Genomic DNA, 13,521 nt, shown 5'->3' with positions numbered 1-13,521 from the left:
TCCTCGTCGGCAAGCTCGCGCCAGAGCGCCCACACCCGCCCACCGCCGCGGGAGAGCTCCTCGTTCACTCTCGTCCCATTCGCCCAGCCGGTGGACGCCTTCTTGACGTCAGCCGCGATTCCGTAGGCGCAACTGGGTGTAACCGCAACGACCGCAGCGTCGAGGCCCACCCCTTTCATGATCGATACAGAAACCAACCGATTAACCGGTTTCACCCAGGAGTGTCGATACTCGCGGGGTGAGTGCACGCCCAAGACACGGAAAACTGCTATGCCGCATCCCGATCGCGTCGCTGGCGACCGCTGCCGGCGCCGGTACCGTCGCCACCATCGCCGCGCTGGCGGAGGAGCAGCGCGACCTCTCGATTCCCATCGCTGCCGGCACCCTCGTCGCGCTCTTTCTGGGCGCGCTCCAGATCGCATTCTGCAGCGGTAACGGAAGGCTCTTTCCGACGACGGAGCAGGAGCGGGCGGACGTCAACGGCAAGAACCGGCCGGCCGGACTGCCCGTCAGTCCGGCCGCCGATCCGATGGAGAAGGGCCCTCAGCATGGGTAAGCGCCACCGTCAGCCCCCTCGGCGCCGAAGGCCCCTCCCGGCGAGTACGCGAAAGGACGCCGCGTTCTGGGCAACCTTCGCCGTCTCCCTCCTCGCCGCGGCAGCACTGTACGAGGCGATCGGCTACCGGGCCGAACACGTTGACCACCAGTACGTCTCACGCTACATTCCGGCCAGCGCGGTTGCCGTCTCGACGGCACCGTCGGCGACGGCAGCGGCGTCCGCGAACCGGCCCCTGCCGCGGCCGGCGCGGGACGACCCCTCGCGGTAGCGCTGGTGGTCACTCGGACGTGACCCTGCCACCGAACAAACGGCCAGACGGCCCGGCGTTCACCGGCGGTCGATGCGGTCTCCGCGCATCACCCTTAACACCAGGAAAGCAACCGGTTTGTCTGGTAACGTCCCGCGAATCACGAGCATCGATCGTGACGCGCACGGGGGCGAAGCGCCGCATCGTTCGCGAATCCGGCCGGCGCGTTCGCGTCGCCACGAATCCAAGGAGGCCTCATGGGCTCGTTCGAAGACATCTTCACGTACGTCACGTCGATCGATCTCGGATCGAGCACGATCAACACGCTGCTCGACTGGGTCGGCGGCCTCTTCGGCAGCAGCGCCGACTAGTCAGTTCCCCACACCCAACCTGCGCCGAAATGGCGTCCGCACATTCCCCGCGGGCACGGCGCTCCCCTACATCGGAGGTAATTCCATGGGCTCGCTCGTCGACATCATTCGCATCCCCGTCATGAGCATCGATGCTCTCGGCACGGGATTCCTGAACTCGTTCCGCAACCTCATCGACTTCGGCAGCGCGGCACTGTTCGGCAGCGCGGAGTAATCCCGCCGGCGCTTGCGCGCCCGCGGAACGGCGTCGGCCGGGTGTACGTCTGGACCTCGTACACCCGGCCGACGTCGTGTATAAGGACACTCGTGGCCGACGTCTTCTACCCCGTGCTGACGATGAATCTGCTTGTCGTCGCGGAGGCCTGGTGTCTGGCGAAGCCGAGCCGCCCCGCGGCACTGTGCTTGGCCGCCCTGGCAGTGGCGTGGGTATTCGGCAACGGCCCACTCGAGGGCACCGTGCTGTGGACCCTCAACCCTGGCCATGGCCTGACGGTCTCCGACCTGCTGTCGGCAGCGGCCATAGTGGTTGCCGTCTGGACCTGGCGGCGTGCGTCGGACAGCGATCGACGAAAGTAGCGGGGTAGCCCGGACGACCGGCGTCAGCCGAGCGCAGCCACTGCGCCGATGAGGCCGAGAATTGCACCGAGACCTCCGATGAGGGTTCCGACGCCCGTGACAACTGGCTGAATCTTCTTGATCAGCGCGAGATCAGCTTCAGACGAGCCCATATTCCTACTCCCCGACTTCCATGAATGCCCTCCGGCATAAGCACGGCAGGACAGACTGCCCGGTCCGTTCCGGGCCGCCCGAGTGCACAGTAGTCCAAATTGTGCACTCTGTCTCATTGAATGGTGAAAGAAAACGAATCGATTCCGGTGGGGCGCAGCGGAAGTACTTGCTGAGGCAGGTCGAGCGTGGCCGTCCGTAATGAAGGCGACCAACCGCACGATGTTCCGGGCATGAAAACTTCACATCGACTCGTTTCAGCCGCAGCCGCCGGGACCCTCGGCGCTGCAGTGTTCGTCGCGGCGCCGGGCGTGGCCAGTGCCGCCGATCCGTGCATGCTCGGATGGTCGAATGTGGGACCACGGACGTGCGCGATGACCGACGTCGGGATGGCCCCGGTCTGGACCCTCGGCGACGGATTGTGCGCCGGCATGCTGACAGCCTCGGGCAATGCGTTCGACGGCCCGTTGTGGGAGTACTCCTCCGCGCCGGGTGCCGTGCACTCCGTCGAACTCCGCATCGCGCAGGGCTTCTCGCCGCTGGGCGAGTGGGCGTCGACCACTCTCGCCTGCGACGTGACCGCCATCGTCGACTGGCAGAACTTCGACACCGGCCGCTCGGGCACGGTGAGTCGGTACGTACCGGCGAGCAACAACAGCACCAGCCCGGCGTTCGTTCACGTGGACACCGGTCCGGGCCGGGTGCGCCTCACCATGCGGACCGACCATCCGAGTATCCCGGTCTCGACGGACATCGTCGTTCCCTGACAGGCACCGAGGATCGGTCGCACCGCGACGGGAGGGGCAGAGCACACATGCTCTGCCCCTCCCGCTCTCGGAACTACCGATCCGATCCGTCGGTGCCGGCCGACCGCCCCGCCAGCAGCGGCGGCCACGGCCAATGCCGACCGAGGGTGGACCGCGCCCGCAGGAAGCCGAGCCCCAGCACCAGCCCGAAGATCAGGTGCCCGATAAGCGACAGCGTGACCGTCCTCGTCGTGAGGGGGAACATGTCGTGTTCCCCGCTCGGCGACAGGGCGACCGTTCCGATGAGCCCGGCCCAGACCGGGAAGACGGCGCCGGTGACGAACGCGGCCAGGACGGTGCGGCGGGACCGGTGCTGCAGTCCGAGCGCGAGAGCGATGAGGAAGAAGGCGATGCCGATGCCGCCGCCGTCGCCGAAGTAGCGCCACAGGTAGCCGACGATCGCGCCCGTCTGGGTGTCCGTGCCCGAGTGGAGCCAGGTGCCCATCTTCGGGATGAAGTCGTCCCACAGACCGAGCAGGTACACGGTGTCGAGCCGGAAGACGTCGTACACCAGGCACGCGAACATTCCCCAACCCAGTCCGTACCCGACGATGCGGTCGATCGGGTGCGGTGCGATGACGCACGCTACGACGAGGACGGCCGCGAGCGGAATGATCACCAGCGCACCCGTGGCGTTCATGGACACGACGCCGAACACCTGCGCGGAGATCGCGAGCAGCGGCAGCGACGCGAGCAGCAGGTACAACCCGATCCGGGCGAAGGTCCAGTGGTGACGTGTGGTCGTCCCGACGGGTTCGGCGGCGGTCGGAGGTCCGTGCTCGTGCAGGTCGGCGACGACGGTGGGGGCGGAGGTACCGAGAATGCGTGGCATGAGGGCGGGTCCTTTCGGTCGAGGAGCCTCTCTCGACATGTCGTCGAGTTCCGGCATCCAGCGTCCGTCGGGCCCCCTACCTGCGGATAGCCCCCCGAGGGGTGGTGAGCGCCCCCCATGCGCGTCCGGCTGCGGGCGTCGCGCCGCCCTCAGCAGTCGAACACCGACCAGCAGATGTCGGCTGTGTCTCAGCTACCGAACGACAATGAGCCGAAGCCGCTTTCGACACCGCAGTTCGCGAGGCCTGCGGTATTGGCGGCGGTGCGGAGCGTGACACAGCCGTTCGACGACTGATTCACCCTCGCGAGGACCGCCTGAATCGGGATGCCGAGACTCATGACGCCCTCGGGGTTCTCGGCTGCCGCGGTGGCACAGTCCCTGTACTGCGCGACGCTCGATCCACTGGTGATGCCGAGCGCGAGCGTGCCGGTGACGATCGCGCCGCCGCTGTCGCCACCGAGGGTGCACGCGGTGGTCGAGAATCCACGCACGTTCCAGCTCTCGCCATCGTCTCCGCCGAGAAGGGTGCTGTAGTCGGCGAAATCGATCGTCCCGCACGTGTATCCGGACGTCTGACCGGACTTGCACACCGGGGCCCCGGCCACCGGAACCGCGGCCCCCGTGATGGTGAGCGTGCTGCCGTTCTCGCCGCGGACCGTCGGCTGTCCGAGACCGGTCGTCGGGACGACGTCGGAGACCAGCCCGATCACGGAGTAGTCCAGGTTCCCGCCCTCGTCTCCGATGCCCGACTCCGCGAAACTGCCCACCAATCTGCTGTTTCGCAGGTCTCCGATCTTCGGCTCGTACACTCCCGCCGCATTCGACGTGCCGGTCGCGGGCCGGTTCGGGTCGCAGTGACCGGCACTGAGCGCCAGGGGATTGCCCGCCGAGTCGGCCGCTGCGAACCCGAACGAACACACGAGGTACGACGACGCCGACGCGATGGGCGCTGCGGCGGTGATGTAGGAGTCGCCGCCCATCGTGGACGGCGTCGTGCCGGTCGCGACGTGGAAGCTCGGCGGCGGCGTGGACCGCAGGTTCGGCACCGTCGGCGCCGACTCCAGGCCGCTGGTCGAGAGCGGAACCATCTGGGCCCGATAGCCGGCGGCGGCAACTCGGTTGGCCGCCGCCTGCGTGGTGACCGCGACGGTCGGCGTCCCGTCCTGCGCGAGCCATGCACCACCGACCCCAACCGAATCCGATCGGCGCTGCTCGCTCGCGTACGCGGCGACCCGTTGCGCAGCGGCAGCGCGGTCGAGGTACTCCTGCGGCGTCATGTCCAGGTCGCGTTGCAGTGCAATGACGAGATCTTTCGGCAGAGCGGCCGGCGACGGCTGAGCCGAATCGGGCGCGGCCTGTGCACCTGCGGTGGCCGACAACGCTGCCGCCACGATCGTGGCGGACACAACAACAGCGGAACGCATGAGCCTCGAACGCATATCGCCCCTCGGGTGGGTGCCGTCAATAGGTGACCGCACCCCGCCGCGGGTCGACGACCTGGGCGCCGAGCGGCATGGCAAAGATACGGCACGACACCGGATCTGTACCGCGGTTCCGCGCAGTCAGTTCCGGGTAGGCCGCAACAGTTCCTCGGCCATCCGTCGACCGAGGTGGATCGGTTCCTCCGAATGCGTGAACTTGGAGCCGGCGAGCGCGCCGTCGTAGATCAGCTGGACCCGAGCCGCGACCGCCTCCGCATCCGGGACGGCAGCCGCCGCGAGGTTCTCGACGATCCGCGCGAGCACCCACTCCCGGTGCGCCTGCACCGGCGCGAGCATCGGGACCTCGTCGCCCGGGAACTCGGTTGCCGCGTTGAGGTACTGGCATCCGCGGAAGTTGCGCACCGGCGCGGACGCGGCAGCCAGGTCGAAGAAGGCGAGAACCCGATCCAGCGGCTCGGCGACGTCGGCGACCGCCCCCTCCCAGCGGGTGCGGTCCCGGAGGTCGAGTGCCTCGAGATAGGCGTGCACCAGCCCGTCCTTGGACCCGTACGAGGAATACAGGCTGGCCTTCGCCACCCCCGACTCGGCAAGGATGCGATCGATCCCGACCGCGCGGATCCCGTTGGCTGCGAACAGTTCCGTCGCGGCCGCGAGCAGTCGCTCGGCAGGCGACGCCACGTCCGTCGGGGTCGGTTTCCGCAGTTGCAGGGAGGGAGACACCAGGACAGCGTAGCGACCCCGGTCGCGCCACCGTGCACGAGTAGACAGACAGGTCTGTCTATGCCTAGACTGCTGCCCGTGACCCGCAGTTTCCTCACCCGCCGCCTGCACCTTGATCTGGTGCGGGTCGCCGGCGCTGCGTGTCGTCGTCCCATGATGCGCTGATCTCAGCGACCCCGGACCCGCCTCTCTGCCATCGGCGTTCGCTCACGCCTGTCTGCAGCTGCCGTTCCTTCGGCTCTTCGCGCCACCGTCGCACGACCTCCGTCGGCGCGGCCCCGCGGCGGTGTCCACAACCCACTCCCGGAAGGTTCCGTCATGTCCTCGAAGGCCCTGTACCTGTACGAGATCGCCCCCAGCGCCGCGCGCCGGGACCAGATCGAGCAGATCATCAAGGAGTTCGACTCCTCCACCGCAGCTGCCGGCGGCGAGCTGATCGAGACCCAGGTGACCAAGGGCGGCGAACGCATCTTCGCCATCACCGAGTTCGACGGCTGCGCAGCGCCGCTGCTCGACGCCGACGCCCTCGACGCCGCAGAACTCGACGGCCCGCACCTGGTTCGCATCGTCGGCGCGGACATCGAGGAGATCAAGGCAGCCCGCCCCGACGCCGGCTACCTGGTCGAGTGGGACATCCCGGCCGAGATCGACATGGAGACCTACCTGACCCGCAAGAAGGAGAAGTCGCCGCTCTACGCGAACATCCCGGAGGTCAGCTTCCTGCGGACGTACGTCCGCGAGGACACCGCCAAGTGCCTGTGCTTCTACAACGCCCCCGACGAGGACGCCGTGCGCCGCGCCCGCGAGGTCGTCAGCACCCCCGTCAGCCGCCTGCACCAGCTCGACACCGAACGGTAGAACCTCCCATGACCGCGATCATCTCTTCCACGCACACCCCGCAACGGGTGCAGGCTCGTGCCTTCGTGCGCGATCGGGCCGTCCAGCTCGACCGGGGCGAGACCGACACCCGCGAGGATGTCGCGCTGCTCGGTTCCCTCGGGCTGCTCGACCTCGGATTCGGAGAAGGACCGCTCGCGGAGATGGTCGCGGTCATCGAGGACGTCGCCGCGGAGAGCCTGAGCGCCGGTTTCGGCGTGTGGGCGCACCGGATGTGCCTCGAGTACGTCGACCGGGGGCCGGCGGCCGTGCGTGAGCGGTACCGGGACCGCCTGGCGTCCGGCGACACGATCGGTGTGACCGCGATGGCGGCCGGACTGCGGCAGGCCGCCGGCCTCGGCGACGTCCCGCTCATCGCCACGACGGTGGACGGCGGCATCGAAGTGAGCGGCCCGATCCGCTGGGCGTCCAACGTGTTCGACGATGCCGTGATCGTGTTCCCGGCACGCGGCGACGACGGGTCCACGTACGTCGCGGTGGTCGATGCCGACTCGTCGGGGGTCTGCATCAATCCCGCGCCGGAGCTCCTCGCACTCGGCGCCACCGCCTCGACGTCCCTGGTCTTCGACCGGGTGTTCGTGCCCGTGTCGCAGATCATCAGCACCGAGCTGACCCCGTTCTGCCGGTCCATCCGGCCCACCTTCCTGGCGCTGCAGACGTCGTTCTGCAGTGGCATCGCGGGCACGTCGCTGACCGAGAGCGCGGCGCTGCTGACGGGCCTCGGCGAGGAGTTCGTCGACGAGCACGCGAGACTCGAGAACGACTGTCGTTCGCTGCGAAATCGGTTGTACGACTTCGCCACGCGAATCGACGACACTCCTGTTCGGGACCTGATCCAGCTCCGCCTGGACGGATCGCAGGTCGCGGTCGCGGCGACACGTCTGGAGGCGACGCTACGCGGCGGCGCCGGGTACGCCGCGAAGCACCCGACCAACCGGCGCTTCCGCGAAGCCGCCTTCCTACCCATCCAGTCACCCTCGGAAGGACAACTGCGGTGGGAACTCGCGCAGTCTCGATAGCCGACGGCCGCAAGAGTTTCCACGGTCGTCGCCGACCCGTCCTGGACGGGGTGAATCTCGACGTCGAATCGGGCGAGATCCTCGCGATCGTCGGCAGCAGCGGAAGCGGCAAGTCGACCCTGCTCCGGATCATCGCGGGGCTCGACGAATTCGACTCCGGCACGATCGACTGGGACGGAGTGCGCGGCGACACCCGTCCGCGCACCGGCGTCGTGTTCCAGAAGCCTCTCCTGATGCCGTGGCTCACGGTCCGCGAGAACGTCCGGCTGGGCGGAAGATTCGCCGCCAACGACGCCGTCTTCGATCCGTCGTACGCCGACGACCTCCTGTACCGTTTCGGACTCGCCGAGCTGGCCGACGCGTACCCGGACGAGCTCTCGGGCGGTCAGGCGCAGCGTGTCGCGGTGATCCGCGCGGTGTCGATCCGACCCCGCCTGCTGCTGCTGGACGAGCCGTTCAGCGCCCTCGACCCCGCGATCCGTGGCGATCTGCAGCATTGGCTCGCGGGCGTCGCCGAGGACCTCGACTGCACCACGATCCTCGTCACGCACGACATCGACGAGGCGATCGTCCTCGGACACCGCATCGTCCTGATCGGGGAAGGCGGCACTGTTCGACGCGAATGGGACTGTGCGACAGCCACTGTCGACGACGACGCGTTGCGGAGCGACATCCTGTCGGCCTACCGCACGTCCACACTGGTCGGGGCGCCCCGACCGTGAGCGGAGGAGCGCTGAGCCGGCGCACGCTGCTGCAGGGCGCGGTGGGACTGGCCGCGGCCGGCGGGATCGCCGGGATCGTCGACCTCGCGCGGACCGCCGGTACCAGCCGGGCGAACACCACCGGGCACCTACGGGTGGGTTACCTGCCCATCACCGACGCGGCCCCGTTGCTGATTGCTCACAACACCGGATCGTTCGACGGCAACCCGGTGAGCCCCACGCAACCGGTGATGTTCCGCAGCTGGTCGAGCCTTGCCGAGGCGTTCATGAGTCGGCACGTCGACGTCGTGCACCTGCTGATGCCGATGGCGGTGCAGCTGCGCTACTCGCTCGGCGGCGCGGCGCGTGTCCTGGGTTGGAACCACACCAACGGGTCCGCGCTGACCGTGGCGCCCGACATCACCGAACTAGGTCAGCTCGCAGGACGCCAGGTCGCGATCCCCTTCTGGTGGTCGATCCACAACATCGTGTTGCAGAAGTTGCTGCGCGCGGGCGGCCTCCGTCCGGTGGTGCGCACCGCCCCGTCGAGATCGGACGGCACGGTGGGTCTGGTCGTGATGAGCCCGTCCGACATGCTGCCCGCCCTGGCGAACGGTGCGATCGGCGGTTACACGGTGGCCGATCCGTTCAACGCGGCCGCAGAGATCAAGGGTGTCGGCCGAATCCACCGCTTCCTCGGCGACGTGTGGCGCGACCACGCCTGCTGCGCTCTGCTCGTGCACGAGGACGTGATCGACCGCGACCCCGCCGGCGTCCAACGCCTCACCGACGCCGTGACGTCGGCGCAACTGCGCATCGACGCCGACCGCAAGCACGCCGCCGAGATGTTGAAGACGGGACGCTATCTGCCGCAGCCGCTCCCGGCGATCACGAAGGCGCTCACCTACCCGGCCGACGTGTACCCCGTCAGCCACCAGGCCTGGCAGCCGCAGCGCATCGGCTACCAGCCGTTCCCGTTCCCCAGCTTCACCCAGGCCCTGGTCGAAGCGATGCACGACACCGAGGTGGACGGCGATCGGCGCTTCCTGTCCCGACTCGATCCGGCCTCCGTCCACGCCGATCTGGTGGACGACCGTTTCGTGCGACAGTCCCTGACGATCGCCGGCGGCCCGGCAGCGTTCGGGCTCCCCGCACACCTGACCCGTACCGAGGAAGTGGATCCCACGTGAGCAGTCGGCAGCCCTCCCGTTCACGGTGGTCCGCATGGTGGCCGCCCCTCACCGCGATCGCCGTCGCGGTGCTCCTGTGGTGGTTCGCCACCACGATCCTGGCGTCGGACGACTCACTGATCCGCGAGTTCGCACCCCAGGAGGTGCTGCCCGCGCTCGGTGGCCTGATCGAACGCGGGGTGCTGCTGCCGGACACCGCCGCCAGCATGTGGCGTCTGCTCGTCGGATTGTCGATCGCCGCCGTGATCGGCATCCCGCTCGGTCTGCTCATCGGCCTCAATCCGACGGTAGACCGTGCCGTGCGGCCCGTCACGCAGTTCCTGCGGATGATCTCCCCACTGTCGTGGGCGCCGATCGCCGTGGCACTGTTCGGAATCGGGCACCGGCCCGTGTTCTTCCTCATCGCGGCGGCGGCCGTGTGGCCGATCGTCATCAACACCGCCGCGGGCGTGCACGCGATCGATCCCGGACACCTGCTGGTGGCCCGCTCGATGGGCGCAACCCGCACCGAACGGCTCACGGCCGTAGTCCTTCCTGCGATCCGCGGCCATCTGCAGACCGGGCTGCGCGTCGCGCTCGGCATCGCGTGGGTGGTGCTGGTGCCGGCCGAGATGCTCGGAGTGCAGTCGGGGCTGGGCTACCAGATCCTCAACGCCCGCGACCAGCTCGCGTACGACCAGGTCATGGCCGTCATCCTGGTGATCGGACTCCTCGGGTTCCTGCTCGACTCCGCGGCCCAGCGCCTGCTCACGACCAAGCGTCGTCGGCGCCCGGACACCGCATCCGCGCCCACCCCGGTCCCGATCGGCTGACGCCCGCCGCCGGCGGCTCCACGGTTCGCACACCGGCACACTTGACCGGTGCAGTGTGGCCGCCGACGAGCGAACCCACTCGCCGCGGCCTACCATTCGAGAACCTCACGCTCTGCGGGGCGGTCTCCGGTCGAGCACGCAAACCGATGTTCGACACCGGTACCGCGTTGCCACAAGTCGCCACAAGGAGTCCCATGAACCACGCACTCGACGATCAGGTCACCACCTCGATCAAGGGCGACGTCGTCTTCGTCGGCAGGTCCGCAGCGCTGGACGAGGCTCGCGAGCTGGCCCTCGCACTCGGCTACGGTCGGGCACAGACCGCCGACGCCGGCGTCGACTGCGCGGTGGTCGACGACGATGCACTCGACGGAATCTGTAGCCCGGCCGACGCCCTGCTGCTAGCGCAGGTCCGCACCCTCGGGGTACCCGTCCTGACCGTGAGCGAGGCCCGGAACCGCTTCCGCGTCGGCGCCCCGACGCTGTCCCTCGCGTGAGCTAGCTCTCAGGCAATACTTCAACTTTTCACAGGTCCCGGTGCTACAAAAATAAACATGTTTTGGCTGTGGATCGCACTCGGAGCGTGGTTTGTCCTCGCGCTCGCCGCAGCCGTGCTCATCGGACGGGGCATTCGCCGTGCGGACAGCGAGGAAATCGGCTCCACACTCGATTGGGACGTGACGAAGCTCGATACCGAGGACCCGTCCCAGATCCGCGACCGCTAGCGATTGGGCGCGCGGCGCCGAGACCAAACGGACGAACGTTCGGACACTCCCGACAATCACCCGAAAATACCGATTTAGCTGGACATTCGAACAGGTGGCGCGTCGGGCGGGGATCACGTACAACTGACGGCAACGTGATCCACGACACTGCGGGCGGCATCCGCCGGCCCGCCATTTCCGAAGGGCGACCCCCGTATGCCGCTCCCCATGTCACCGGCCGATTCCGTCTTCCTGCTCGGTGAATCCCGGGAGCATCCGCTGCACGTCGGTGGTCTGGTCCTGCTGCAGCCTCCGGATTGCGCCGACGCCCGCGACGTCCGCGGCATGCTCGACGTCGCGATGGCGCGGGGTGCGGTGACCCCGCTGCTGCGCAAACGGCCCCGCCGATCGCCCTCGTCACTCGGACAGTGGTTCTGGGCCGACGACGACCAGTTCGACATCGGCCACCACATTCGGCACGACGCGCTCGCGCACCCCGGCGGGATGGAGGAACTGTCGGCCCTCGTCTCCCGCCTGCACAGCAGCCTGCTCGACCGCAACCGGCCGCTGTGGGAGATGCATCTGATCGAAGGCCTCGCGGACGGCCGCTTCGCCGTCTACACCAAGGTTCACCACAGCGTGGCCGACGGTGTCGGCGCGATGCGCCTGCTACGCCGATCGCTGACGGTCGACTCCGACAAGCGGGACATGCCCGCGCCGTGGGAGCCCCGTACGCAGATCCGGCGGCGCCGCAGCCCGGCCGGACTGCTCGAGCTCCCGACGTCGGCGATCCGCACCGCGATCGACGTTGCCGCGGAGGCGACCGGACTGGTCCCCGCGCTCGCCGACAGCGTGCTGCGCGCGCTGCGCAACCAGGGCGGCCCGATGTCCTTCTCGGCGCCCCACTCCGCACTGAACGTACCGATCACCGGCGCCCGCCAATTCGCCGCTCGCAGTTGGGCGCTCGACCGACTACGCCTGGTCGCGAAGCACGTCGACGGCACCATCAACGACGTCGTGCTCGCGATGTCGTCGGGCGCGTTACGGCGCTATCTCGTCGAACGCGGCGCACTCCCCGACCGGCCGCTGGTTGCGATGGTTCCGGTATCTCTGCACGGCAACAAGTCCCGCCCCCAGCCGATCGACTCGAACGAGACCGGCGGCAACGAAATCGGCACACTCATGTGCAATCTCGGCACCGATCACGCCGACCCCGCCGAGCGTTTGGCCACGGTCCGGCGATCGATGGCCGAAGGCAAGGCAGCGTTGCGCGGTATGAGTTCGGCGCAGGTGATCGCCCTCAGCGCGCTGGGGTCCGCACCACTCGCGCTCGACATGCTCTTCGGTCGACACGGCCCGGTGCGGCCGCCGTTCAACATCGTCATCTCCAACGTGCCGGGCCCGAACGCCCCGCTCTACTGGAACGGATGCCGCCTCGACGCCCTCTATCCCCTGTCGGTCACGCTCGACGGACAGGCACTCAACATCACCTGCACCAGCACCGACAACGCGATCGCGTTCGGGCTAACCGGCTGTCGCCGTGCCGCCCCCCGGCTCGAGGCGATCCTCGACCACCTGGACAGCGAACTGGCCGCACTCGAGGTCGCCGTCGGGATCTGACACGAAACGCTCCGGGCCTCAACCCCGGGTGACCACTCCTCGCATCGATGGCGCAATCCGCTGGCCACGTGGTGTTGCGAGCGGACGCCGAGCCTCCCCGACATGACGTTAGGTATGTCGTGAACTAACGTCACCTGTGCCGCCGCAACTGGCGGTGGCGCCACCTTCGACCTCCGTCGAGCGTGGGGGGAACCAACAGAGGAGAAGTAAATGGGTTCGTCTGAAGCCGATCTCGCACTCATCAAGCAGATCCAGCCGATCATCAGCGGCGTGGGCACCCTGATCGGCGGAATCGGCGCAGCGCTGGCGCTCGTCGGCGCCATTGCCGCTCTCGGCTGACCGCTCCCGTACGCGTACGCCCTCCAGCTGCTTCAGCTGGAGGGCGTTTTCGTCAGACCGCCCGCGGCCTCGACGAGGTCTTCGCCTCCCTCGACGGGTGCCGAGCGCCGACGAATCCTGCCCACGACGCCAGATTCGTTCGTTTCGTACCGGTTAGCCGGATTCCTGTGTACGCTCGCCCGCATTGCGACGTGCAGAGAGGACGAGAGCGGTGCGTAAGGAGATGCCCTACTACTCAACGAGTTCGGGCGCAGATATCTCGTACCACGTGTTCACCGACTGCCCGATCGGCGCACGAGTCGAGCGGGCTGATCGCGCGTCGGGCGTCGGCCCCGACGGTGCCCTGTACCCGCGCTGCGGGGTATGCGAGGAGCTCGACCGCATGGTCCTCGCCGGTCGACTGTGGTTCCATCCGCGATCGGGGCGCGCCCGACGCAGCTACTGAACGCCGGCGGTGGCCGCACCGATCCGGCTGCGCGCGAGTGATGCTCGGCACAGATGTCCGAATCCACCGGTGGCGGCGACGAGCGCTCGCT

At 68.3% G+C, this 13,521-nt stretch carries 19 protein-coding genes; 14 read left to right on the top strand and 5 right to left on the bottom strand.

Annotated features, from left to right (window positions below):
• Positions 1–238: 238 nt before the first annotated feature.
• The gene (locus PSS76_RS04235; RefSeq protein WP_337455889.1) at positions 239–556 is read left to right on the top strand and encodes a hypothetical protein; all 318 of its coding nucleotides are present in this window, start codon (positions 239–241) and stop codon (positions 554–556) included.
• Between the two features lie 162 nt (positions 557–718).
• Here PSS76_RS04235 and PSS76_RS04230 read toward each other — a convergent pair whose 3' ends face one another.
• Entirely contained in the window at positions 719–859 is a 141-nt protein-coding gene (locus PSS76_RS04230; RefSeq protein ID WP_337455888.1) for a hypothetical protein, read from the bottom strand.
• A 403-nt stretch (positions 860–1,262) separates the two neighbouring features.
• Between PSS76_RS04230 and PSS76_RS04225 the strand changes: the two genes are divergently transcribed.
• Positions 1,263–1,391, top strand: a complete 129-nt coding sequence (locus tag PSS76_RS04225; RefSeq protein ID WP_005517631.1) for a hypothetical protein — start codon at positions 1,263–1,265, stop codon at positions 1,389–1,391.
• A gap of 92 nt (positions 1,392–1,483) precedes the next feature.
• Positions 1,484–1,753 (top strand): hypothetical protein, encoded by a 270-nt coding sequence (locus PSS76_RS04220; RefSeq protein WP_337455887.1) that lies wholly within the window; start codon positions 1,484–1,486, stop codon positions 1,751–1,753.
• 23 nt (positions 1,754–1,776) lie between these two features.
• On the opposite strand, the gene PSS76_RS04215 is transcribed toward PSS76_RS04220, so the two are convergent.
• Positions 1,777–1,905 carry a hypothetical protein gene (locus PSS76_RS04215; RefSeq protein ID WP_269455585.1) on the bottom strand — a complete coding sequence of 43 codons (129 nt, stop codon included), beginning with the start codon at positions 1,903–1,905 and terminating at the stop codon, positions 1,777–1,779.
• Between the two features lie 372 nt (positions 1,906–2,277).
• Here PSS76_RS04215 and PSS76_RS04210 point away from each other — a divergent pair, with 372 nt between their 5' ends.
• Positions 2,278–2,670, top strand: a complete 393-nt coding sequence (locus PSS76_RS04210) for a hypothetical protein (protein ID WP_041674849.1) — start codon at positions 2,278–2,280, stop codon at positions 2,668–2,670.
• Positions 2,671–2,743: 73 nt separating this feature from the next.
• Here the strand turns inward: PSS76_RS04210 and PSS76_RS04205 are convergent, their stop codons facing one another.
• From PSS76_RS04205 to PSS76_RS04195, 3 genes are all read right to left on the bottom strand, one after another.
• Entirely contained in the window at positions 2,744–3,541 is a 798-nt protein-coding gene (locus tag PSS76_RS04205; RefSeq protein ID WP_221278215.1) for a hypothetical protein, read from the bottom strand.
• 188 nt (positions 3,542–3,729) lie between these two features.
• Positions 3,730–4,947 (bottom strand): S1 family peptidase, encoded by a 1,218-nt coding sequence (locus tag PSS76_RS04200; protein ID WP_337455886.1) that lies wholly within the window; start codon positions 4,945–4,947, stop codon positions 3,730–3,732.
• A 156-nt stretch (positions 4,948–5,103) separates the two neighbouring features.
• Positions 5,104–5,703: a TetR/AcrR family transcriptional regulator gene (locus PSS76_RS04195; protein WP_238772330.1), complete on the bottom strand. Its 600-nt coding sequence runs from the start codon at positions 5,701–5,703 to the stop codon at positions 5,104–5,106.
• A 318-nt stretch (positions 5,704–6,021) separates the two neighbouring features.
• On the opposite strand from PSS76_RS04195, the gene PSS76_RS04190 reads away from it, so the two are divergent.
• From PSS76_RS04190 to PSS76_RS04145, 10 genes are all read left to right on the top strand, one after another.
• Positions 6,022–6,561: a DUF4242 domain-containing protein gene (locus PSS76_RS04190; RefSeq protein WP_005517624.1), complete on the top strand. Its 540-nt coding sequence runs from the start codon at positions 6,022–6,024 to the stop codon at positions 6,559–6,561.
• A gap of 8 nt (positions 6,562–6,569) precedes the next feature.
• Positions 6,570–7,619 carry an acyl-CoA dehydrogenase family protein gene (locus tag PSS76_RS04185; protein WP_238772327.1) on the top strand — a complete coding sequence of 350 codons (1,050 nt, stop codon included), beginning with the start codon at positions 6,570–6,572 and terminating at the stop codon, positions 7,617–7,619.
• On the top strand, positions 7,595–8,341 hold the full coding sequence (locus PSS76_RS04180; protein ID WP_238772324.1) for an ABC transporter ATP-binding protein: 747 nt from the start codon (positions 7,595–7,597) through the stop codon (positions 8,339–8,341). The genes PSS76_RS04185 and PSS76_RS04180 overlap by 25 nt, the downstream gene beginning before the upstream one ends.
• A complete protein-coding gene (locus PSS76_RS04175) occupies positions 8,338–9,510 on the top strand; it encodes an ABC transporter substrate-binding protein (RefSeq protein ID WP_238772321.1) in 1,173 nt (390 codons plus the stop codon). Before PSS76_RS04180 ends, PSS76_RS04175 begins: the two co-directional genes overlap by 4 nt.
• The gene (locus tag PSS76_RS04170; RefSeq protein WP_022597951.1) at positions 9,507–10,322 is read left to right on the top strand and encodes an ABC transporter permease; all 816 of its coding nucleotides are present in this window, start codon (positions 9,507–9,509) and stop codon (positions 10,320–10,322) included. Before PSS76_RS04175 ends, PSS76_RS04170 begins: the two co-directional genes overlap by 4 nt.
• Positions 10,323–10,516: 194 nt before the next feature.
• A complete protein-coding gene (locus tag PSS76_RS04165; protein WP_037084877.1) occupies positions 10,517–10,819 on the top strand; it encodes a hypothetical protein in 303 nt (100 codons plus the stop codon).
• Positions 10,820–10,876: 57 nt separating this feature from the next.
• The gene (locus PSS76_RS04160) at positions 10,877–11,047 is read left to right on the top strand and encodes a hypothetical protein (RefSeq protein ID WP_175271654.1); all 171 of its coding nucleotides are present in this window, start codon (positions 10,877–10,879) and stop codon (positions 11,045–11,047) included.
• A gap of 195 nt (positions 11,048–11,242) precedes the next feature.
• Entirely contained in the window at positions 11,243–12,646 is a 1,404-nt protein-coding gene (locus tag PSS76_RS04155) for a WS/DGAT/MGAT family O-acyltransferase (RefSeq protein WP_242420724.1), read from the top strand.
• 210 nt (positions 12,647–12,856) lie between these two features.
• On the top strand, positions 12,857–12,985 hold the full coding sequence (locus tag PSS76_RS04150; RefSeq protein WP_005517614.1) for a hypothetical protein: 129 nt from the start codon (positions 12,857–12,859) through the stop codon (positions 12,983–12,985).
• Between the two features lie 223 nt (positions 12,986–13,208).
• Positions 13,209–13,430 (top strand): hypothetical protein, encoded by a 222-nt coding sequence (locus PSS76_RS04145; RefSeq protein ID WP_139793056.1) that lies wholly within the window; start codon positions 13,209–13,211, stop codon positions 13,428–13,430.
• The last annotated feature ends 91 nt before the right edge of the window (positions 13,431–13,521 follow it).

Source organism: Prescottella sp. D32 (assembly GCF_037287305.1).
Classification (GTDB): domain Bacteria; phylum Actinomycetota; class Actinomycetes; order Mycobacteriales; family Mycobacteriaceae; genus Prescottella; species Prescottella equi.
This window is presented reverse-complemented; position numbering and strand designations above follow the sequence as displayed.

Coding starts and splice junctions, on each gene's coding strand:
- PSS76_RS04225 (WP_005517631.1), top strand. CDS start 1,263: ATGGGCTCGCTCGTCGACATCATTCGCATCCCCGTCATGAGCATCGAT.
- PSS76_RS04215 (WP_269455585.1), bottom strand. CDS start 1,905: ATGGGCTCGTCTGAAGCTGATCTCGCGCTGATCAAGAAGATTCAGCCA.
- PSS76_RS04210 (WP_041674849.1), top strand. CDS start 2,278: ATGACCGACGTCGGGATGGCCCCGGTCTGGACCCTCGGCGACGGATTG.
- PSS76_RS04205 (WP_221278215.1), bottom strand. CDS start 3,541: ATGCCACGCATTCTCGGTACCTCCGCCCCCACCGTCGTCGCCGACCTG.
- PSS76_RS04190 (WP_005517624.1), top strand. CDS start 6,022: ATGTCCTCGAAGGCCCTGTACCTGTACGAGATCGCCCCCAGCGCCGCG.
- PSS76_RS04185 (WP_238772327.1), top strand. CDS start 6,570: ATGACCGCGATCATCTCTTCCACGCACACCCCGCAACGGGTGCAGGCT.
- PSS76_RS04165 (WP_037084877.1), top strand. CDS start 10,517: ATGAACCACGCACTCGACGATCAGGTCACCACCTCGATCAAGGGCGAC.
- PSS76_RS04160 (WP_175271654.1), top strand. CDS start 10,877: ATGTTTTGGCTGTGGATCGCACTCGGAGCGTGGTTTGTCCTCGCGCTC.
- PSS76_RS04155 (WP_242420724.1), top strand. CDS start 11,243: ATGCCGCTCCCCATGTCACCGGCCGATTCCGTCTTCCTGCTCGGTGAA.
- PSS76_RS04150 (WP_005517614.1), top strand. CDS start 12,857: ATGGGTTCGTCTGAAGCCGATCTCGCACTCATCAAGCAGATCCAGCCG.
- PSS76_RS04145 (WP_139793056.1), top strand. CDS start 13,209: ATGCCCTACTACTCAACGAGTTCGGGCGCAGATATCTCGTACCACGTG.